The sequence below is a fragment of the Agromyces sp. Root81 genome (assembly GCF_001429165.1).
Lineage (GTDB): Bacteria > Actinomycetota > Actinomycetes > Actinomycetales > Microbacteriaceae > Agromyces.
Window position 1 is genome coordinate 1,746,007 of sequence record NZ_LMIR01000002.1, and the last position, 19,057, is coordinate 1,765,063.

19 protein-coding genes are annotated in these 19,057 nt (G+C 69.6%); 9 read left to right on the forward strand and 10 right to left on the reverse strand.

All coding sequences use genetic code 11. The annotated features are described in order from the left end of the window. Positions 1-51: 51 nt before the first annotated feature. The 4 genes from ASE14_RS13320 (at position 52) to ASE14_RS13335 (ending at position 3,812) form a co-directional block, all read left to right on the forward strand. Positions 52-390, forward strand: coding sequence for a hypothetical protein (locus tag ASE14_RS13320; RefSeq protein WP_200953328.1), 339 nt, complete (start codon positions 52-54; stop codon positions 388-390). A 57-nt stretch (positions 391-447) separates the two neighbouring features. Further along, positions 448-2,076 (forward strand): LuxR C-terminal-related transcriptional regulator, encoded by a 1,629-nt coding sequence (locus ASE14_RS13325; RefSeq protein WP_056655294.1) that lies wholly within the window; start codon positions 448-450, stop codon positions 2,074-2,076. 96 nt (positions 2,077-2,172) lie between these two features. Next, positions 2,173-3,300, forward strand: coding sequence for an NAD(P)/FAD-dependent oxidoreductase (locus ASE14_RS13330; protein WP_056655296.1), 1,128 nt, complete (start codon positions 2,173-2,175; stop codon positions 3,298-3,300). Continuing rightward, positions 3,297-3,812, forward strand: coding sequence for an isoprenylcysteine carboxylmethyltransferase family protein (locus ASE14_RS13335; protein ID WP_056655300.1), 516 nt, complete (start codon positions 3,297-3,299; stop codon positions 3,810-3,812). Before ASE14_RS13330 ends, ASE14_RS13335 begins: the two co-directional genes overlap by 4 nt. On the opposite strand, the gene ASE14_RS13340 is transcribed toward ASE14_RS13335, so the two are convergent. Next, the gene (locus ASE14_RS13340; RefSeq protein WP_056655302.1) at positions 3,802-5,178 is read right to left on the reverse strand and encodes an alpha-hydroxy acid oxidase; all 1,377 of its coding nucleotides are present in this window, start codon (positions 5,176-5,178) and stop codon (positions 3,802-3,804) included. The two genes, ASE14_RS13335 and ASE14_RS13340, sit on opposite strands and share 11 nt — an antisense overlap. A 75-nt stretch (positions 5,179-5,253) precedes the next feature. Further along, entirely contained in the window at positions 5,254-6,006 is a 753-nt protein-coding gene (locus ASE14_RS13345; RefSeq protein ID WP_056655305.1) for a FadR/GntR family transcriptional regulator, read from the reverse strand. A 129-nt stretch (positions 6,007-6,135) separates the two neighbouring features. Here ASE14_RS13345 and ASE14_RS13350 point away from each other — a divergent pair, with 129 nt between their 5' ends. Then, positions 6,136-7,302 (forward strand): acyltransferase, encoded by a 1,167-nt coding sequence (locus ASE14_RS13350; RefSeq protein ID WP_082600674.1) that lies wholly within the window; start codon positions 6,136-6,138, stop codon positions 7,300-7,302. A 19-nt stretch (positions 7,303-7,321) separates the two neighbouring features. Here ASE14_RS13350 and ASE14_RS13355 read toward each other — a convergent pair whose 3' ends face one another. Beyond that, the gene (locus ASE14_RS13355; RefSeq protein WP_056655312.1) at positions 7,322-7,597 is read right to left on the reverse strand and encodes a hypothetical protein; all 276 of its coding nucleotides are present in this window, start codon (positions 7,595-7,597) and stop codon (positions 7,322-7,324) included. Positions 7,598-7,807: 210 nt separating this feature from the next. Here ASE14_RS13355 and ASE14_RS20615 point away from each other — a divergent pair, with 210 nt between their 5' ends. Next, on the forward strand, positions 7,808-7,951 hold the full coding sequence (locus tag ASE14_RS20615) for a hypothetical protein (protein ID WP_157372979.1): 144 nt from the start codon (positions 7,808-7,810) through the stop codon (positions 7,949-7,951). A 20-nt stretch (positions 7,952-7,971) separates the two neighbouring features. Here ASE14_RS20615 and ASE14_RS13360 read toward each other — a convergent pair whose 3' ends face one another. From ASE14_RS13360 to ASE14_RS13380, 5 genes are all read right to left on the reverse strand, one after another. Beyond that, positions 7,972-8,418, reverse strand: coding sequence for a hypothetical protein (locus ASE14_RS13360; RefSeq protein WP_157372980.1), 447 nt, complete (start codon positions 8,416-8,418; stop codon positions 7,972-7,974). Positions 8,419-8,620: 202 nt separating this feature from the next. Further along, entirely contained in the window at positions 8,621-9,748 is a 1,128-nt protein-coding gene (locus tag ASE14_RS13365) for an NYN domain-containing protein (RefSeq protein ID WP_056655318.1), read from the reverse strand. 72 nt (positions 9,749-9,820) lie between these two features. Beyond that, positions 9,821-10,804 carry a serine hydrolase gene (locus tag ASE14_RS13370; RefSeq protein WP_056655321.1) on the reverse strand — a complete coding sequence of 328 codons (984 nt, stop codon included), beginning with the start codon at positions 10,802-10,804 and terminating at the stop codon, positions 9,821-9,823. A gap of 23 nt (positions 10,805-10,827) precedes the next feature. Next, the gene (locus ASE14_RS13375; RefSeq protein ID WP_056655325.1) at positions 10,828-11,763 is read right to left on the reverse strand and encodes a 2-hydroxyacid dehydrogenase; all 936 of its coding nucleotides are present in this window, start codon (positions 11,761-11,763) and stop codon (positions 10,828-10,830) included. 7 nt (positions 11,764-11,770) lie between these two features. Further along, positions 11,771-12,970: a DUF418 domain-containing protein gene (locus ASE14_RS13380; protein WP_056655328.1), complete on the reverse strand. Its 1,200-nt coding sequence runs from the start codon at positions 12,968-12,970 to the stop codon at positions 11,771-11,773. A gap of 180 nt (positions 12,971-13,150) precedes the next feature. Here ASE14_RS13380 and ASE14_RS13385 point away from each other — a divergent pair, with 180 nt between their 5' ends. After that, positions 13,151-13,951, forward strand: a complete 801-nt coding sequence (locus tag ASE14_RS13385) for a helix-turn-helix domain-containing protein (protein WP_056655330.1) — start codon at positions 13,151-13,153, stop codon at positions 13,949-13,951. A gap of 151 nt (positions 13,952-14,102) precedes the next feature. After that, on the forward strand, positions 14,103-15,461 hold the full coding sequence (gdhA, locus tag ASE14_RS13390) for an NADP-specific glutamate dehydrogenase (protein ID WP_157372981.1): 1,359 nt from the start codon (positions 14,103-14,105) through the stop codon (positions 15,459-15,461). Positions 15,462-15,598: 137 nt separating this feature from the next. On the opposite strand, the gene ASE14_RS13395 is transcribed toward gdhA, so the two are convergent. Next, positions 15,599-17,101, reverse strand: coding sequence for an MFS transporter (locus ASE14_RS13395; RefSeq protein ID WP_082600676.1), 1,503 nt, complete (start codon positions 17,099-17,101; stop codon positions 15,599-15,601). A gap of 5 nt (positions 17,102-17,106) precedes the next feature. Continuing rightward, positions 17,107-17,604, reverse strand: coding sequence for a MarR family winged helix-turn-helix transcriptional regulator (locus ASE14_RS13400; protein ID WP_082600677.1), 498 nt, complete (start codon positions 17,602-17,604; stop codon positions 17,107-17,109). Between the two features lie 118 nt (positions 17,605-17,722). Here ASE14_RS13400 and ASE14_RS13405 point away from each other — a divergent pair, with 118 nt between their 5' ends. After that, entirely contained in the window at positions 17,723-18,889 is a 1,167-nt protein-coding gene (locus tag ASE14_RS13405) for a DUF4185 domain-containing protein (protein ID WP_056655333.1), read from the forward strand. Positions 18,890-19,057: the final 168 nt, after the last annotated feature.

Sequence of the window (19,057 nt, forward strand, 5' to 3'; positions counted from 1 at the left end):
TGGGTGATTCTCCCGATGCCGCCGGCGGGCGCCATCCGTAGCGTCGGTTCCATGGATCTCGCCGTGTTCGCCGGCATCCTCTCGACCGGCCTCTTCGCCATGAGCTACCTGCCCATGCTGGTGAAGGCCGCGCGCACGAAGGACCTCTCGTCGTACAGCCTCGGCAACCTCGCGATCACGAACGTGGGCAACGTCGTGTACTCGCTCTACGTGTTCAGCCTGCCGTTCGGGCCCATCTGGTTCCTGCACTTGTTCTACCTCGTCGCCTGCGGACTCATGTTCGCGTGGTTCCTCCACTATGGCGGGACGTGGCGGCGGTTCGTCACCCGTCGCCGCGAGGCGTTGAAGGCACCGGCCGCTTGCCCCCCTGACCTCGCGGCGGTACCGTGACGGTGACTGACGGGTGCACAGCCTGCCGCCGGGCCGGGTGCGCTCGCGGAAGTGGCAATGATGTCGCCCGACGTGCTCGAACGTGGACTCGAGGCCTTCGCCCAGCAGCGGTGGCGCGAGGCGTTCGACGCGCTGGCCGCAGCAGATGCCGAGACCGAGTTGGCCGCCGACCAGATCTCGCGCCTTGCCACGGCGGCGATCCTCATCGGCGACGACTCCGGCACCGACACGGCGACGCGGGCCCACGAAGCGTTCCTGCGGGCGGGCGACGATGCGGGTGCAGCTCGGGCGGCCGTGTGGATCGGCATGCATCTGATGGACCAGCAGGAGCGCGCGCGGGCCGGGGGGTGGTTCGCACGCGCACAGCGCATCGTCGATGCGGGCGGCGATGCCGAGTCGGTCGGCGGACTGCTGCTCATTCCGCAGGCACTCCGCGCGCTGTACGGCGGCGACCCGTCGGGCGCCCTCGAGATGTTCTCGCAGGCGCTCGCGATCGGGGAGCGGTTCGGTGACCATGACGCGATCGCGTTGGGTCGACTCGGTCTTGGACAGACCAAGGTCAGCATCGGTGACACCGAGGCCGGATTCGCGCTCTTCGACGAGGTGATGGTGGCGGTCACGGCCGGTGAGCTCTCGCCGGTGCCGTCGGGGATCGCCTACTGCGCCGTGATCGGCACCTGTCAGATCGCGTTCGACATCAGCCGGGCACGGGAATGGACGGTCGCACTCGATCGCTGGTGCAGTTCGCAGCCCGACATGGTCGCGTTCAGCGGGCAGTGCCAGGCGCACCGGGCTTCGCTCTACCGGCTGCACGGGGCCTGGCAGGACGCGCTCGAGGCGGCGACCGCGGCGATGGCGCACGCGCGGCGCGGCGACCGCAACGCGTCGTACGGGGCCTGGTACGAGCAGGGAGAGATCCAGCGACTGCGCGGTGACCTCGACGCGGCCGAGGAGTCGTATCGCCGTGCGAGCGAGACCGGGTATCCACCCGAGCCGGGTCGTGCCCTGCTCCGGCTCGCGCGGGGCAGGTCGCGATCGGCGCAGTCGCTGCTCCGTGAGGCGATGGCGAGCGCCGACCCGATCAATCGGCGCAGGATGCTGCCGGCGATGGTCGAGATCGAGCTCGCCCTGCACGACGTGACCTCTGCCCGCCAGACGGTGGATGAACTGATCGCGACCACCCCGAGCGCACCGAAGCCGATGCTGCGTGCCGTCGTCGACGGCGCCGAAGGAGCCGTGCTGCTCGCCGAGGGGGCAGCACGAGAGGCGCTCGAGCGGTTGCGGCGCGCGTGGGCGCTCTGGCACGAGCTCGACATCCCGTACGAGGCGGCTCGATGCCGGGTGCTCGGGGCGCAGGCGTGCCGCACGCTCGGTGACGATGCATCCGCGTCGCTGGAATTCGACGCCGCACGCACGGCGTTCGCCGAACTCGGCGCGGCAACCGATCTCGCGCGGCTCGATGCGCTGGCACGCTCGATCTCGAACACCGCGTACGGCCCGCTGAGCGCTCGGGAGTTCGAGGTGGTGCGGCTCGTCTCCTCGGGCAGGACGAACCGTGCCATCGCGCACGAACTCTTCCTCAGTGAGAAGACCGTGGCGCACCACCTCAGCAACGTGTTCGTGAAACTCGGGCTCGCGTCGCGCTCGGCGCTGACGGCGTACGCGTACGAACACGGGCTGGTCTGACTGCGAATGGGTCATTCGTCCGATGCGGAGACGCACAGCTCTTCCTACCGTCGAAGGCATGGACATCGTCCATACCCTCGACCAAGGAGGCCCGAAATGATGGTCAATGACACCGAGTTCGTCGACACCGTCGTCATCGGCGGCGGGCAGGCGGGACTCGCGATCGGCGCCGAACTGGCTCGCCAGGGGCGCGCCTTCGTCATTCTCGACGCGGAACGCCGGGTCGGCGACGCCTGGAGGTCCCGCTGGGACTCGCTGCGGCTGAACACGCCGGCGCGTTTCGACGGGCTCCCGGGCTTGCCGTTCCCCGGTGATCGGCTGGCCTTTCCCAGCAAGGACGAGGTCGCCTCATACCTCGAGGACTACGCCGCGGTACACGGTCTCCCGGTCCGCACCGGTGTGCGCGTGGACCGCGTGCGGCGCGAGGGCGACCGCTTCGTGACATCCGCCGGCGGCAACCGATGGGAATCGCACAACGTCGTCGTCGCCACGGGCGGGTGCCAGGTGCCGAAGGTGCCGGAGATCGCCGATCGGCTCGGCGGCGACATCGTTCAACTGCACTCGAGCGACTATCGCAACCCGGCTCAGCTGCCCGCGGGTCCGGTGCTCGTCGTCGGCGTGGGTAACTCCGGCGCGGAGATCGCCCGGGACACTGTTTCGTCCCACGAGACATTGATCGCGGGAACGCCGAGTGCCCAGCCCCCGGTGCGCCCGACGCGCATGAATGCACGTTTCGTCTACCCCGTGTTCCGGTTCATCGGCCTCCACGTGCTGACGACGGCGAACCCGATCGGTCGCAATGCGGTCGCGAAGTTCCACACGGCCCCGCTCATTCGCACCAAGGTCGCAGACCTCGTCGCCGAAGGCGTTCAGGTCGTTCCGCGAGTCACGGGCGTGGAGGACGGCCGCCCCGCCTTCGCCGACGGCACCAGGGGCGAGGTATCGAGTGTGATCTGGTGCACGGGCTATCGGGACGACTTCAGGTGGATCGACCTGCCGGCGTTCGATGACGACGGCGAGCCCCGCCAGCACCGCGGCGTGGTGGAGTCCGTCCCGGGGCTGTACTTCCTCGGCCTCGAGTTCCTCTATGCCCTCTTCTCGGCGACGCTTCCGGGGCTCGGGCGCGACGCGCGCTACCTCGCCAAGCGGATGCGTCCGCCGTCGGACGTGCAGCTCACGGCGGTTCAGGCCTCGGCGGGTGGCCGGACGGAGCGGGTGCGATGAGCTGGAGTGTGATGCGGCGAGCTGCCGCGCTCTACGAGAACCTCCCACTGCCCGCGGGACAGGTCGTCGGAGTCGTCGCGATCGTCGTGCTCGACCGTGTGTCTCCGGCGCCGCTCCCCGGTCCGCGAGGCCCCCAACGAGCGGCCGGTGCCGCCGCGCTCGCCGCGGGGTGCGCGTTGAACGTGTGGGCGCTGCGCGAACGACGACGTCGGACGACCGGTGAGTTCCAGCTGGAACAACCGCAATCGCTCGTGACGACCGGGCCGTATGCGATGAGCCGGCACCCGATGTACGTCGGATGGTGGCTCATCCACCTCGGCGTCGGGGTCATGCGCGGGTCCGCCTGGGTGGCGGCGACCCTGGCCGCTGCAGTGCTCGTGGAGCATCTCGGCGTGCTCGCGGAGGAGCGCGCCCTCGACAGCGAGTTCGGGGCAGAGTTCGCCGAGTACCGCGAACGCGTTCCCCGGTACCTGCCGTGGCGATCGCTGGCGGCGGCGCGGTCTACTTCGTGACGGAGTTGCGTGAAGCGGACTTCGACCCGGCGGGCTTCGTCGCGGGCGGCTTCGCGGTCGACCCGGCCGCACGAGGCGCGCGCACCGTCTTGGGCTTCGCGGCGACGGCCTGCTCCGCGGCATCCGTCATCGGCTTCGGCAGCGCCGTGAAGCGCGAGAGCTGCGTGACGTGCTGCGGGCCGAGCTCGTCGAGCGTCGACACCTCGAGCAGCTTCATCGTGCGCGCCACCTGACCGCCGAGGATCGAGATCGTCTTGTCGACGCCCTCGCGGCCGCCCGCCATGAGGCCGTAGAGGTAGGCGCGGCCGATGAGCGTGAAGCGCGCGCCGAGGGCGACGGATGCCACGATGTCGGCGCCCGACATGATGCCGGTGTCGAGGTGCACCTCCATGTCGGAGCCGACCTCGCGCACGACGTGCGGCAGCAGGTGGAAGGGGATCGGCGCGCGGTCGAGCTGGCGGCCGCCGTGGTTGGAGAGCACGATGCCGTCGACGCCCTTGCCGGCGAGGATCTGCGCGTCCTGCACGGTCTGCACGCCCTTGACGACGATCTTGCCCGGCCACATGGCGCGGATCGTCTCGAGGTCGTCGAACGAGATGGTCGGGTCGAACATGCCGTCGATGAGCTCGCCGACGGTGCCGCCGGTCGAGGAGAGCGAGGCGAACTCGAGCTTCGGGGTCGTGAGGAAGTTGATCCACCACTCGGGGCGGGGGATCGCGTTGACGACGGTCGCGGGGGTCAGCTGCGGCGGGATCGAGAAGCCGTTGCGGGTGTCGCGCAGGCGTGCGCCGGCGACGGGGGTGTCGACGGTGAAGAAGAGGGTGTCGAAGCCGGCCGCGGCGGCGCGGCGCACGAGCTCGTACGACTTCTCGCGGTCGCGCATCACGTAGAGCTGGAACCAGTTGCGCCCGGTGGGGTTCGCCGCCTTCACGTCTTCGATCGAGGTCGTGCCCATCGTCGACAGCGTGAACGGGATGCCGGCCGCCCCGGCGGCGCCGGCGCCGGCGGTCTCGCCCTCGGTCTGCATCATGCGCGTGAAGCCAGTCGGCGCGATGCCGAACGGCAGGGCCGTTGGGCCGCCGAGCACCTCGCGGCTCAGGTCGACCTCTGGCACGTTCCGCAGGATCGCCGGGTGGAACTCGATGTCCTCGAACGCCTGACGGGCGCGCTTGAGCGAGATCTCGCCCTCGGCGGCGCCCTCGGTGTAGTCGAACGGGGCCTTCGGTGTGCGGCGCTTCGCGATGTCGCGGAGGTCGGCGATCGTGAGGGCCTTGTCGAGGCGGCGCTGCTTCGCGTTCAGCGTCGGCGCCTTGAAGCGCATGAGCTCGGCGAGCTCCTTCGGGTTCGGGAACTGGCGCTTGACCATGGTGCTGCTGCTCTCTTTCGGGCCGGCGAGATGACGCGAATCGACCTTCCACCACCCGGGCGAGGTCGATTCGCGTCATCTCGGTGCGGGGTCGACGAACGTCTCGGCGTAGTAGCCCGAGATGTGGTCGTGGGTTCGGGTGCGGGCGGATGCGGCATCCGCCCGCCTGATCGCCTCGACGATGCTGCGGTGCTCGCTGCGGAGGCGGCTCGAGGTCGTGCTCCAGTCGGCCAGCGAGGCGAGGCCCTCGAGGGCGTACCCCTCGATGCCGCTGCGGAGGCCTGCCATCGTCGCGGTGATCACCTGGTTGCCGGATGCCTCGGCGAGGGCGAGGTGGAAGGCGGCGTCGAGCGCGAGGAACTCCGTGGGCGCGAGGTCGGGGGAGTCCATGGCGTCGAGCAGCAGCTCGGCCGGGGCGAGGTCGGGTGCGGCAGCGCCGGCGGCGGCACCGGCGCCCGCCGACGCGTCGGCGAGCTCGCCGGCGACCGAGGTCTCGAGGATGAGTCGCGTGCGCACGATGTCGGCGACCGGGAACCCGCTCGCCGCGACCTGCAGGCGCATGAGGGCGGACATGCCGCCGCCGGGCGTCGCGATGATGATCGCGCCGGAGTTCGGGCCGGAGCCCGCGGCGGTGCGGATCAGCCCGAGCACCTCGAGCACGCGCAGCGCCTCCCGCACGCTCGAGCGGCCGACGCCGAGTTCGGTCGAGAGGGCGCGTTCGCCGGGCAGACGATCGCCCGGGCGCAGGGCGCCCTCGAGCAGCTGCGTCTCGATGTGCTCGAGCACGGTGCGCCAGGCGCGCGGGGTGTCGGCTGTCTCAGCGCCCATGCCGATCGTCCTCTCCGCGTGACTGTGGTCGGACCACAGTAGCAGGTGTGGTCAGACCACAGGGAGAGGTTGCCGGCACCCCGATTCCCAGGATCTAACCGTGCTATCTCGGATAATAGGCTGTGCCGCATGAGGTCATCGAACAACTTCGACGCGGTGAGAGTAGCCGCCGCCGTCATGGTCGTTGTCGGACACCACTTTGTGCTCATCGGGGAGCCCGCACCACGAATCGCCGGCATGCCCATCCACACGGTCGGCGTCGCCATCTTCTTCACCGTCAGCGGGTATCTGATTGCGCAGAGCGTCACACGCACTCCGTCCGCGAGGTCCTTCCTCTGGAAACGGTTCATTCGAATCGTGCCCGGGCTGGCGTGCGTTGTCCTGGTGACGGTGTTCATCATCGGACCAGCGATCAGCTCCCTCGCGCCAGCCGCGTACTTCTCGGCGCCGGAGACGTGGAGCTACCTGCTGAACCTCGGGTTCATCGCCCAGTACGACCTTCCCGGCGTCTTCGAGACGGAACCGAATCTGAAGGCAACAGTCAACGGATCGCTGTGGACGCTCGGGGTGGAAGTCTGCTGCTACATCGGCGCGCTGCTCCTCGGGAGGATTCGAGGCAGTCGGCTGCGGACTTCCGCCTATGTCGCCGCGGCAGTCGTGCTCGCAGGGCTGAGTTTCGCGTCGCTTCCCGTCAGCCCAGCAGCGGAGCTGTGCGTCTTCTTCGCACTCGGGGCGCTTGCAAGTACTCACCTGCCGAACCTGGTGGGGCCAGCTCGAGGTGCCGCTGTGGCCGGAGCGATTGTGGTTCTCGCCGTGTCACCGCTCATGGGCGGCGTCGCTCCGGCTATCGCGCTCTGGCTGGCGCTTCCAACTGCGATCATCTGGGTTGGCCGGATGTCCACCCCGGGAGTCCGCAGTGCTGCGCGGTTCGGTGACCTCTCCTACGGCATCTACCTCTGGGGCTACCTGGTCGCGCAGTTGCTGATCAGCTGGATCGGGCTCGACCATCCAGAGCTGCTGCTCGTGCACACGCTTGGGGCCGTCGGCATACTCGGGGCGCTCTCCTGGTGGCTGATCGAACGCCCCGCGCTCCGGTTCAAGGGCGTGACGCTCGGGAAAAGCGTGCCGCAGACTGCGAGCTCCGCCCAGTCAACACGGGCGTACGAGCTGGCGGGCGGAAGTGCACCGGGGTCAGCCAAGCCTGTCGCGGGAGGGTCTCGACACGGGTCCGAGGCGGCGTTTCTGGTCGGCGCACAGCTTCATCGAGCTATCACGATGAGAGGAGTTCAAGGATGAACTCGTCGTGGCAGTGGTGTCAGCCGGCGTCGCTATGAGCGGCGACTCGTTCCGGCACCTTGTGAGGTTCCAGAGACCGCGGCCGGAGCTCGGCCCGTCCCGCGCGTGACAGGGCAGCGCCGACGACGATGAGCGCGATGCCCACGAAGGCGACGGCGAGAGATCCGACACTACTCGCCGGCCAGTCTCCCTGCTCGAGCGCAACGGTGAACAGCGCGGCGCCGATGACGAGGGCGGAGACGCCGATGAACGTGAGGGCTTCGCCGATGATGGCAAGCTTGGCAGGGCGGCGCATGGAGCACTCCTGAAGGGTGGAAGGTCATGGGTGGACGCTGGGGCGGGCTGCACCACCGCCCGCCCCAGCTAGTGGCGCGCACATCACCGAGGAGTTGCGCATACTCCGCCGCGCGAAGGCGACAACGGTGTTGCCACGGAGAGGCTACCGGAGCTATCTCGATTAACCAAGCCGGTCGCGAGGGCGGACCTCCTGCACGATCTCGTGCGGATGCTCTACGACGAGGTGAAGTTCGACCGGGTCGTCTCGTTCGGCGCGCCGGGGGAGCGAGAGGGGCTTGCTGAGGTCCTGAGTGCGCCAATGAAGCACACCATGGCTATGCATGCCCTCGTCAAGGAGACCGGCGGTCCTTGAGGGGCACCGTCACGTAGGGATCAATGCTGGGCGGCCGTATAGAACAGCCACGGGTTCAGCATCAGCAAGACGATGACCGCCACAATCACAGTGACGACCACGGCGAATCCGGCCATCAGCCAACGGCCGGCCGCGTTCGACGGCCACCGCAGTACACCCTGCCCGGCGAACCCGGCGCCGATGAAGACGCCGATGATGAGCAGCACCGAGATGATCGCTCCGACAGAGTCCCCGCCGTCACACGCCGTCGAATCAGCGGTGCACGACCGGAACGGCCCGCCCTGACCGCTCGTGTCGTAGCTCTTCACGCTGACTGAGAGCCAGAGCACCGCGCCGAGCGTCACCGGAAGGCCAGCCACGACTACGGCCAGCGTCGTGAGCAGCGCGCCGATGACTCGGCGCCAAGAGGGCCCGGCAGGCCGGGACTCAGTTTCGCTGACCGGGCCGGTTGTGGTGTCGTGGTTCATATCAGCCATGCGGTGGACTTCCGATTGGGTGGCTCGAGCCTACGTGCGGCGAGGCTCGCGGACCCCGGCCGCCGGCGCAAAATGTGCCGAAGGTGGGACCGGGCAAGACCGTGACGGCGAGTGCATCCCGGCGGGCAGGAGACCGAGACCGGTCTCGAGGTCCTCGGTGGGAGCTTCGAAGAACGCGGCCGGATGCCTCGGCTCAGTCCTTCTTCGGACGGATGCGCACGCGCCCCCGCCCGGTCTCGTCGAGTTCGACCACGCCGCCGCGCGACTTCAGGAAGTCGGTGAACGAGGCGAAGCCGAGCCGGCGCTCTTGGAAGCTCGGGTCCATGCGCATCATCTGGTTCTTCACCGTGCTCGACGACTGCCACTCCTCGTCGTTCTTCGCGTGGAGGAGTTCGAGCGCCTTCAGCAGCAGACGGCCGGGGTTCCGCGGGCTCCCGGCCTCGGTGTCGTCGGCCGGCTGGTGGTCGGTGGGGGCGACGAACTGCAGCGCCCGGGCCGAGGTTCGCATGGCCGGCGGCTCGGGCGACGTCGCCGCCTCGGCCGGCGCGTCGACTGCGGCATCCGCGACCGACTTCGACGTCGCGCGACGGCGCCGGGCCGGGGCGGGCGCCGACTCCGCAGCGGGCTCCGTCGCCGCTTCGCCGGTGGGCTCCGCCACGGCCTTCGCGCGCGTTCTGCGGCCCGACGCAGGGGCGGGCGCGGTCGCTGCCGCTGCGGTCTCCGACGAGGCATCCGCCGCCTCGTCTTCACCGACCGCGGCGTCCGTCGCGAGCAGGGTGTCGTAGTCGGCGTACTCGTCGCACGCGGCGGTGAGGGCCCGGCTCGTGCCGCCCGCGACGCCGATGCCGACGACGTAGCGGCCGAGGCGCTTGGCCTTCTGCGCGAGGGCGACGTAGTCGGAGTCGCCGGCGACGATCACGATGTGGGTGAGGTCGTCGATGCGGAACATGTCTTCGACGGCGTCGACGGCCAGGCGGATGTCGGCGCCGTTCTTCGTCGCCGAGAGCGGGAAGAGCTGCACGAGGTCGACGGCGCGGTCGATGAGCTGTCCGCGGTAGCTCGCGTTGACGGGCGTCGACCAGTCGGCGTAGGCGCGGGCGATCGCGATCGTGCCGAAGGTCGCCGCGAAGTCGAGCACGGCATCGACGTCGACCGTCGCCTGCGTGAGACGCTCGGCGGTGTCGGACCCGGCCGCGACCGTCTTGCGGCGCGAGGTGTCGCGTCGGTACTGCATGTCGCCGTGCAGCTGGTCGTAGCGCGAGATGACGATGTTGTCGAAGTCGAAGTAGAGGGCGACGCGTGGTTCTGCCGAAGTGGCCATGCCTCGACCCTATGCCTCGCAGCTGCGCGTCGACCGGGTTCCTGCCGGCGCGGTTCCGTCGAACGTGCTCGCTCAGGCCCCCGCGACGACCGCGTTGTGCAGTTCGTCGGTGTCGACGCCCAGGCGCCTGATGCCGCCGCCGACATGGGTGAGCAGCACGAAGCACGCGTCACGCGACGGCGTGATCCAGAACTCGCAGCCGCCCCATCCGCCGTGGCCGTAACTGTCGCGCGCGAGCAGGCCGGGCACGTTGTTCCGCAGGTTCCAGGTGAAACCCCAGTCCTGGCCGCGCGACGCCGGGAACGGCTCGAGCTTCGTCATGCCGACGGTCAGCGGGCGCAGCATCGCCTCGACGGTGATGGGCGCGACGAGCGATCCGTCGTTGCGCAGCAGCGCGCTGCCGACCGCGAGCAGGTCGGCTGCGCGCCCGAACGCCCCGGCTCCCGGGTGGCCGAGCGCCGCGAAGCGGGCGTAGTCGAGGCCCTGCGCGGCAGCGTCGACGACCTCGTGCGGCGTCGAATCGACATCGAGGGTGAACCCGTCGGCGCCGACCCGTGCCGCGACCGCGGTGACGGCCTCGAACCACGGCTCGCCGCCGGCATGCTCGATCATGGCGGCGACGCCCTCGAAGCCGAGGGTCGAGTAGCGGGTCGTCGTGCCCGCCTCGAAGTCGCGGCCGGGTGCGACGAGCGACGCCCGCAGTCCGCCCTCGTCCATCGGCGGCTCGGCGATCCCCGAGCTGTGGCTCACGAGATGGCGGAGTCGGACGATGTCGTCGCGACCGGCGCCGAAGTCGGGCACGGCGGCCGAGAGGGGCGTGTCGGGAGTGAGCCAGCCGCGCTCGACGAGTCGCAGGGCCGCGAGGCCGACGAGCGGCTTCGTCACCGAGAAGAGGGGGTAGTGGTCGTCGACGGATGCCGCGCGCCCCCGTTCGGTGCCGAACGCCTCGAGCGCGACGACGCCGTCGCTCGTGGCGATGCCGAGCACGGCCGTGGGAAGTGCTTCGGCGGCGACGTGGCGTCGTACCCAGTCGAAGGCGTCGTCGTAGCGGGGCATCGGGTCCTCTCGGTCGGTTCGGGTCAGCTGCGGTAGACGACGTTGAGCGGAGTGTCGCCGCGCAGCATCCGCTCGATCTGCTCTCGCAGCAGCCGCGCCATGCGCGGCATCATCGCGGTCGAGGCGCCGCCGACGTGCGGGCTCACGAGCACGTTCGGCAACGCGAAGAGCGGATGTCCCGCCGGCAACGGCTCGGGTTCGGTGACGTCGAGCGCGAATCGCAGCCGGCCCGATTCGGCTTCGGCGAGGATCGCCTCGGTGTCGGCGACTCGGCCTCGGGCGATGTTCACGACGAGGGCGCCGTCGGGCAGCGCCGCGAGGAATGCGGCGTCGACGAGGCCGGTCGTGGAGTCGTTCAGGGGTACGCCGACGATGACGATGTCGGCGTTCGGCAGCAGGGTCGGCAGCTCGTCGATGCCGCGGACGAACCCCTGCTCGTCGGAGCGGGCGCGGCTGGCGACCCGCGTGAGTTCGACCTCGAACGGCGCGAGCCTCGCCTCGACGGCCCGTCCGACGCCGCCGTAGCCGATGAGCAGCACCCGCCGGTCGGCGAGGCTCTCGTGGCGGGCGGGGGCCCAGCGCCCCTCGCCGGCGGCGCGCACGAAGTCGGGGATGCCGCGCTGGGCGGCGAGGATGAGCGCGAGCGTCAGCTCGGCGGTCGAGGTCTCGTGCACGCTCGCGGCGTTCGCGAAGACGTGCCCTTTCGGCAGAGCGCCCGGCACGTCGTCGAAGCCGATCGACTGCGACTGCACGAGGCGGGTCGTGACGCCCTCGAGCGCCCCGAGTCGTGCGGCAGCACCCATGTACGGCGGCACGACGAGGTCGATGCGGTCGGCGGGTGGCGGGCCGTCGAGCTTCCACTCGAGCTGCTCCACTCCGGCCGGCAAGGGGCCGAGTGCGAGGAGCGCGTCGCGCAGCGCGGCGCCGGGCAGGGAGACGAGGATGCGGCGGTCGCTCACCCGCCCATCATCCCAGACGGGCGGCCCGCTCGCGGGCGCTGCGCCGCCAGGGCGTCGCCGTGAGCCGGCGAGTGAGCCACTCCATCGGGCCGCGGAGGCCGCGGCGGCGCAGGAGGTCTGCTGCGAGGACCGAGAGCACCCAGACGACGACCGCGATCAGGCAGGCTCCGGCGAAGCCCACGTCGTCGGCCAGGTCGAGGGTGAACGGGTAGAAGAGCGCCAGCCACACCGCCGACTGCGCGAGGTAGAAGGTGAGCGAACGCTGGCCGAGGGCCGCGAGCGCAGTCGTGATGCGCCCAGGGCGGGATCCGGCATGTACGACGAAGAGTCCGACGGCGCAGGCGAGGCCGATGCCGCCGGCGTACCCGCCGATGGTGTGGGCGACGGCGAGCCCCCACAGCGCCCCCGGCGATGCGACCGACCAGACGCCGGCGAAGGCCAGGGCCTCGGGAAGGCGCATGACCAGGGCGGCGCCGAGCAGCACGATGGTCGCGATCCGCAGCGTGCGCACGTGGCGCGCGGGCTCGTCGAGAATGCGTCGCCTCGCGCACCAGATGCCCAGCGCCATGCCGGGTACGACCATCGGCACGGCCAGGATCGTCTCGGGAAGCCAGGTCGCCAGCTGCGAGACGACGTGTGCGAGGTAGTCCGTCGCCATGTAGGGGACCATGGTCTCTGGAGCGCCCAGCGCTTGGGCGGCGAGGGCGCGCTCGGTCTGCCAGGCGATGAGCGTGATGGCGAACGGCAGTGCGACGGCGGCGCTCCAGAGCAGCACGCGGTCGCTCGAGCGGACGAGCCAGGCGAAGCCCAGCAAGGCGATCCCGTAGACCGCGATGATGTCGATTGGCACCAGGAGCGCGGTGTTCAGCAGGCCGATGACGAGGAACACCAGGCCGCGACGATGCAGCACGCCACGGATGCCTCCCCATCCCTCACCCGACGCTGCCCGACTCGCAGCGAACTGCCCGAGGCCGTAGCCGAACAGGAAGATGAACATCGATCGCGCCTGGTTCTCGGCGACCAGTGCCCTGATGAACTCGGCCGACTGGTCGAGCCAGTCGGTGCCCCAGTCGGCGACGAAGGCCGGGGCGTGCGCGAGGGCGATCAGGAGGAGCATGACGCCGCGCGCGACGTCGGGTGCGACGGCGCGGACGCGGTCGGGGGATGCGGTCGAGGTGACCGAGGTGGAAGGTGAAGCGGTCGCCATAGTGGTCTCCTTTGCTTTTCGTGCCAACCGAACGCTACGTTGCATTCAGTGTGCTTGCAACAAGATGTCCCTCATTCGCGCTGGTTTCATGGCGATTGTTGCAATGAGTGTGAAGCTGAATGCATCGCTTGTCTGGTAGCGTTGCAATGACCTGAAGCTGAACGAACGATCGGAGACGGCATGCCCGGAGGGCGGCTCACGCTCGACGAACGTCGGGCCATCGAGGCCGGAATCGCCGAAGATCTCGGGTATGCGCAGATCGCGAGGCAGATCGAGCGACCCACGTCGACCGTGACGAGGGAGGTCGTGCGCAACGGCGGCGCTCGCGGCTATCGCGCGGAGCATGCGCAGACTGCGACGCACGATCGGGCGAGGCGTCACGGGGTCGACCGGGCGGATGTCGCGGAGGCATCCGAGGTGTCGGCGTTGCAACCCGAACTCGATGCGTTCACCGACCTCCTCGTCGCGACCGGGCTGCCGCGCACGGCGTCGCGGGTGCTCGTCGCCCTCTACACGACCGAGTCGTCGAACCTCACGGCGCGCGACCTCGTGGCCGGGCTCGGCGTGAGCGCGGCGTCCATCTCGAAGGCCGTCGGGTTCCTCGAGGCGGGCGGACTCGTGCAGCGCGATGTCGACGCCGGCACCAGGCGTGAACGCTACGGCCTGGGCGACGACATCTGGGAGCAGTCGTGGGCGGCGAGTCGCCGCGCGAACGAGCTGTGGGCGATCGGCGCAGCTGAGCTGGCCGGACGGTACCCGGAATCCAGTCGCGTTCGGAGGCGGTTCGAGGAAGCTGCCGAGTTCTTCGAACGACTCAGTCGTCAGATGGCCGGCGGACCGGGGCCGGCCGTGGAGCCGGGGCTCGCAGAGACGTTGAAGGCGCTCGCGCGCGGGGGCGCACCGCTCACTGCGTCCCAGCTCGAGGCTGCGCTCACGCCGCAGCAGCGCCGAGTCCTCGCAGGGGACTCGGCGCGGTCGTAGTCGAGGAGCCACGCCTGCCGTTCGGCGGTGCTCGCACGGAGTTTGCAGGCAGGGAGGCGGTCTCGTCGAGAGGCTTCCTCAGCACTGGGTAGTGTGGAATCGCCGCGCGCGACATGCACCACGTGGCATCCGTTCGACAGAAGGGCGCGCGTTGCTGAACCGCACCACCATCGAAGACATCTACGCCGACACGCTGCGGCGCAACCCCGGAGAGGTGGAGTTCCACCAGGCGGTGCGCGAGGTCTTCGACTCGCTCGGGCGGGTGCTCGAGAAGAACCCGCAGTACGTGCAGGCCTCGATCCTCGAGCGCATCTGCGAGCCCGAGCGGCAGATCATCTTCCGGGTGCCGTGGGTCGACGACGCCGGCCAGGTGCGCATCAACCGCGGATTCCGCGTGCAGTTCAACTCGGCGCTCGGCCCGTACAAGGGCGGGCTCCGCTTCCACCCGACCGTGCTGCTCGGCACCGTGAAGTTCCTCGGCTTCGAGCAGGTCTTCAAGAACGCGCTCACCGGCATGCCCATCGGCGGCGGCAAGGGCGGCAGCGACTTCGACCCGAAGGGCCGCTCCGACGGCGAGATCATGCGGTTCTGCCAGTCGTTCATGACCGAGGCCTACCGCCACATCGGCGAGTACACGGATGTCCCGGCCGGTGACATCGGCGTCGGTGCACGTGAGATCGGCTACCTCTTCGGCCAGTACAAGCGCATCACCAACCGCTACGAGTCAGGCGTGCTCACCGGCAAGGGCGTGACGTGGGGCGGCTCGCTCGTACGCACAGAGGCCACCGGCTACGGCGCCGTGTTCTTCACCGAGCACATGCTCGCGACCCGCGGCCGCTCGTTCGACGGCGCCCGCGTGCTCGTGTCGGGTTCGGGCAACGTCGCCGTCTACGCGATCGAGAAGGTGCACGCGCTCGGCGGCATCGTCGTCGGCGCCTCCGACTCCTCGGGCGCGATCCACGACCCCGACGGCATCGACCTCGCGCTGCTGCGCGACATCAAGGAACGGCGCCGCGAGCGCATCTCGGTGTACGCCGAGGAGCGCGGCGGGCGGGTGAAGTTCCTGCCAGGGGCATCCGTCTGGGACATCGAGAGCGACGATCGCATCGACGTCGCGCTGCCGTGCGCGACGCAGAACGAGATCTCCGAGGCGCAGGCCGTGAAGCTCGTCGCCTCGGGCGTCGTCGCCGTCGCCGAGGGCGCGAACATGCCCACGACGCCGGGCGCGATCCGCGTGCTGCGCGAGGCCGGCGTGCTCTTCGGCCCGGGCAAGGCCGCGAACGCCGGCGGCGTCGCGACCTCCGCGCTCGAGATGCAGCAGAACGCATCGCGCGACTCGTGGGGCTTCGAGCACACCGAGGAGCGCCTGTCGGAGATCATGGCGGGCATCCACGAGCGCACCGCGGCGACCGCCGACGAGTACGGCGTGCCGGGCGACTACGTGGTCGGCGCGAACATCGCCGGATTCACGCGGGTCGCCGACGCGATGCTCGCCCTCGGCGTGATCTGACTCGCTGCGCGTTCGGGCTCGCTGCTTCTCGCCTCCACGCTTCTCGTCTTCGCCATCGAGGTGACGCTTGTTGTCGGTTCGGCGTCCTGTGAACCGACAACACGTGTCATGTCGACGAGCCGAGCAGGGGAGCGACGCTAGGTGCGCGGCTTCGGCAGGCGGATCGGCGAGGTGAGCGCCACCTCCGCCGAGAAGTCGGCGGGCACGAGCCGGTCGTTCGGCACGTGCGGCACGAGCTCGCGGTCGGCGTCCGACCCGCGTTCGCGCTCGGCCGCGCGCTTGCGATCGGTGTCTCGATCCCGGCCGAACTCCCGCTCGAGTTCGCGCTCGAGCTGATCGACCCCGATGGTCGGAACGGCCTGCGTGGTCACTGCCGCGATCGCAGCGGTCGGGGCATCCGAGAACGATACGACCGGTCGCCAGGCGTACCGCGGATGCCGCGCCAGCCGCATTCCCCGTGAGATCACGAGCCAGCCGAGGCCGATGAGCGCGGCCACCGTCGCGGCGATCGCCGCGAGCCCGAGCGCCCAGCGGGGACCCATGCCGTCGGCGACGGCACCAACGATCGGCGCGCCGATGGGCGTGCCGCCGGCGAGGATCGCCATGTACAGCGCCATCACCCGGCCTCGCAGCTCGGGCTTCGTGGTGGTCTGCACGTAGCCGTTCGCGGTCGTGAGGATCGTCACCGCGCCGAGTCCGATGAGGATCGTGGCGGCGGCGAACGTCCAGTAGGTGGGCATGAGCGCGGCGGTGAGCGTCGCGAAGCCGAGGAACGCGCAGGCCAGGATGATCACCCGGATGCGGGCGCGCTCGCGCCGCGCGGCGAGGAGCGCGCCGGTCAGCGAGCCGATCGCGAGGATCGAGGAGAGCAGTCCGTACTCGCCGGCGCCGCGGCCGAACTCGACCGCCATCGTCGACGAGAAGATCGGGAAGTTCATGCCGAACGCGCCGATGAGGAAGACCATCACGAAGACGACGACGAGGTCGGGCCGCCCGGCCACGTAGCGGAAGCCGGCGACGAACTGGCCCTTGGCGCGAGGCGCACGCGGGGTGCGCTTCAGCTGTCGTCCCTTCAGCATCGAGAGCGCGCCGAGCACCGCGAGGAACGTGAACGCGTTGATGACGAAGACCCAACCCGAGCCGACCAGCACGATGAGGAAGCCGGCGACGGCGGGGCCGATCATGCGAGCGGTGTTGAAGGACGCCGAGTTCAGGGCGACCGCGTTCGACATGTCGGAGTTCGAGACGAGGTCGGAGACGAAGGTCTGCCGCGCGGGGTTGTCGATGGCGTTCACGAGCCCGAGTGCGAGCGCGAAGAGGTAGAGGTGCCAGAGTTCGGCCTGGCCGAAGACGAGCAGGAGGCCGAGGGCGAGTCCGAGCAGCATGAGCGCGGTCTGCGTCACCATGAGGATCTTGCGGCGGTCGAAGCGATCGGCGATGAGGCCGGTGATCGGCACGAGCAGCAGCTGCGGGGCGAACTGCAGCGCCATGGTGATGCCGACGGCGAAGGCGTCGTTGTCGGTGAGTTCGGTGAGCACCACCCAGTTCTGGGCGGTGGCCTGCATCCAGGCGCCGACGTTGGAGACGAGGGCGCCGATGAACCAGATTCGATAGTTGCGGTGGGCGAGGGAGCGGAACATGGCACTCACTGGGTGATGAGCCTCCTGAGGATGGTCGTCGCCTCGGCGAGCGTCTCGCGTTCGGCTGGGGTGAGGGTGGCGAAGCGCTTGGCGAGCCAGGCGTCGCGTCGCCGGCGGGTCTCGAGCACGATCGACTCGCCGGCCGTTGTGGCGGAGACGATGACCTTGCGGCCGTCGTCGGGGGAGGCCGCGCGGGTGGCGTAGCCGGACTCGACGAGGCAGTTGACGGTGCGGTTCATCGACGGGGCGGTGACGTGTTCGAGTTCTGCTAGACGGCCGATGGTGAGCGGCCCCTCGGTCGAGATCCAGCCGAGCGTCGAGAACTGCGAGCCGCTGAGCTCGGTCTCGGTGCGCTCCTGCCTGAGGCGGCGGGAGAGGCGCATGATCGCGATGCGCAGTTCGGTGCTCTGCTCGGCGATGGTCCGACGTCGAGCGGATGGCGCGCGTCCGGGTGTTTCAGGGGTGACTCGTGCGACCGGGGCAGGGCGCGAGTCATCCGTCATATTGCTTAGTGTAACAAATTAGCCTTGCTAATTACCTGTGTGGATCCCTCCGAATCCTGAAATCGGTTTCAAAATCCGTCCCGTCGTCGTATCGTGTCGGTGACGATCGAGGAGGATCATGCGCCATGCCAGCACCAGTCGAATCCCGTGGAGCCTCGCGCTCGGGGCATCCGTCGTTCTCGCACTCGGGGCCTGCCTCGGCGGCGGGGCCGGAGCGGGCCCGGTGAGCGTCGACCAGGACGCCGACAAGCCCTTCGTGCTCGAGGGGGTGGGCAACCTGACCGAGATCGCGAAGCTCACCGGCCCCGGCGCGATCAACGACACGGAATCCGCCGCCGTCGCGGGCACCGACCTCGGCTCGATGGTGAACCTGGGCGACAAGACCTTCCTGATCTTCGGCGACACCTTCGGCGACCGTGCTCCCGACGCATACGGCGGGCAGGGCGGCAACTGGCGCTCGAACGTCTCGGCGTGGACGACCGACGACGACCCGAGCGACGGGCTCACCTTCGACGGCTGGGCGCCCGCCGACGAGCTCGGTTGGGCGGGGGCGCTCGTCGAAGGGGAGCACGACGCGAACGACGGAACCGGCGAGGTGACGAAGATCCCGACCTATGGCTTCGCGATCGGTGACACGCTCTACATCTCCTACATGTCGGTGAAGTTCTGGGGCGAACCCGGCGCGTGGGACGCGAACTTCGCGGGTCTCGCGAAGTCGACGGACGAGGGGCTCACATGGGAGGCGCTCGAGAGCCCGAAGTGGCCCGGCGACTCGAACTTCATTCAAGTGGCGACCGCGGCCGTCGAGGAGGACGGCACCGACTACGTCTACTTCTGGTCGATTCCGTCCGGGCGATTCGGGGGAGTGCAGCTCATGCGGGTGCCGGCGACGGTCGATGCGGTCGAGGATGCGTCGGCGTACACGTACTTCACCGGCACGGCCGCTGACGGCGCCCCCGAGTGGAGCAGCGACATGGCCGGCGCGACGACGATCGTCGACGGCACGATCGGCGAGCTCTCGGTCATGTGGTCGGACTACCTCGACCGGTGGCTCATGACCTACTCCGATGACGGCAACGCCTACATGCGCGAGGGCATCACACCGTGGGGGCCGTGGGGCGAGCCCATCGAGATGGTCTCCGCCGCCGACTACCCGGGCCTCTACTCGCCGTACATGAATCCGCGGTACGTCGGCGAGGGTGGCAGGCGTGTCTACTTCACGCTGTCGCTCTGGGGTCCGTACAACGTGTTCTGGTTCTCGGTCGACCTGGAGCGCTCGGAATGAGCGGCGACATCCTCTTCGGCCGGCGTCGCGAACCCTTGCACATGAAATCGATTTCGCGTACGCTGACGCCGAGACGAGATCAGAGGCGATCCGCAGCGGCGGCGCGCCGGTCTGATCGAACCGGACCGGGCTCCCTGACCGGCCACAGCAACGACTCACCGATGAGTC

Excerpts from the sequence above, each read along its gene's own strand:
- ASE14_RS13320 (WP_200953328.1), top strand. The coding sequence starts at position 52 with ATGGATCTCGCCGTGTTCGCCGGCATCCTCTCGACCGGCCTCTTCGCC.
- ASE14_RS13325 (WP_056655294.1), top strand. The coding sequence starts at position 448 with ATGATGTCGCCCGACGTGCTCGAACGTGGACTCGAGGCCTTCGCCCAG.
- ASE14_RS13330 (WP_056655296.1), top strand. The coding sequence starts at position 2,173 with ATGATGGTCAATGACACCGAGTTCGTCGACACCGTCGTCATCGGCGGC.
- ASE14_RS13335 (WP_056655300.1), top strand. The coding sequence starts at position 3,297 with ATGAGCTGGAGTGTGATGCGGCGAGCTGCCGCGCTCTACGAGAACCTC.
- ASE14_RS13340 (WP_056655302.1), bottom strand. The coding sequence starts at position 5,178 with ATGGTCAAGCGCCAGTTCCCGAACCCGAAGGAGCTCGCCGAGCTCATG.
- ASE14_RS13345 (WP_056655305.1), bottom strand. The coding sequence starts at position 6,006 with ATGGGCGCTGAGACAGCCGACACCCCGCGCGCCTGGCGCACCGTGCTC.
- ASE14_RS13350 (WP_082600674.1), top strand. The coding sequence starts at position 6,136 with ATGAGGTCATCGAACAACTTCGACGCGGTGAGAGTAGCCGCCGCCGTC.
- ASE14_RS13355 (WP_056655312.1), bottom strand. The coding sequence starts at position 7,597 with ATGCGCCGCCCTGCCAAGCTTGCCATCATCGGCGAAGCCCTCACGTTC.
- ASE14_RS20615 (WP_157372979.1), top strand. The coding sequence starts at position 7,808 with ATGCTCTACGACGAGGTGAAGTTCGACCGGGTCGTCTCGTTCGGCGCG.
- ASE14_RS13360 (WP_157372980.1), bottom strand. The coding sequence starts at position 8,418 with ATGAACCACGACACCACAACCGGCCCGGTCAGCGAAACTGAGTCCCGG.
- ASE14_RS13365 (WP_056655318.1), bottom strand. The coding sequence starts at position 9,748 with ATGGCCACTTCGGCAGAACCACGCGTCGCCCTCTACTTCGACTTCGAC.
- ASE14_RS13370 (WP_056655321.1), bottom strand. The coding sequence starts at position 10,804 with ATGCCCCGCTACGACGACGCCTTCGACTGGGTACGACGCCACGTCGCC.
- ASE14_RS13380 (WP_056655328.1), bottom strand. The coding sequence starts at position 12,970 with ATGGCGACCGCTTCACCTTCCACCTCGGTCACCTCGACCGCATCCCCC.
- ASE14_RS13385 (WP_056655330.1), top strand. The coding sequence starts at position 13,151 with ATGCCCGGAGGGCGGCTCACGCTCGACGAACGTCGGGCCATCGAGGCC.
- ASE14_RS13395 (WP_082600676.1), bottom strand. The coding sequence starts at position 17,101 with ATGTTCCGCTCCCTCGCCCACCGCAACTATCGAATCTGGTTCATCGGC.
- ASE14_RS13400 (WP_082600677.1), bottom strand. The coding sequence starts at position 17,604 with ATGACGGATGACTCGCGCCCTGCCCCGGTCGCACGAGTCACCCCTGAA.
- ASE14_RS13405 (WP_056655333.1), top strand. The coding sequence starts at position 17,723 with ATGCGCCATGCCAGCACCAGTCGAATCCCGTGGAGCCTCGCGCTCGGG.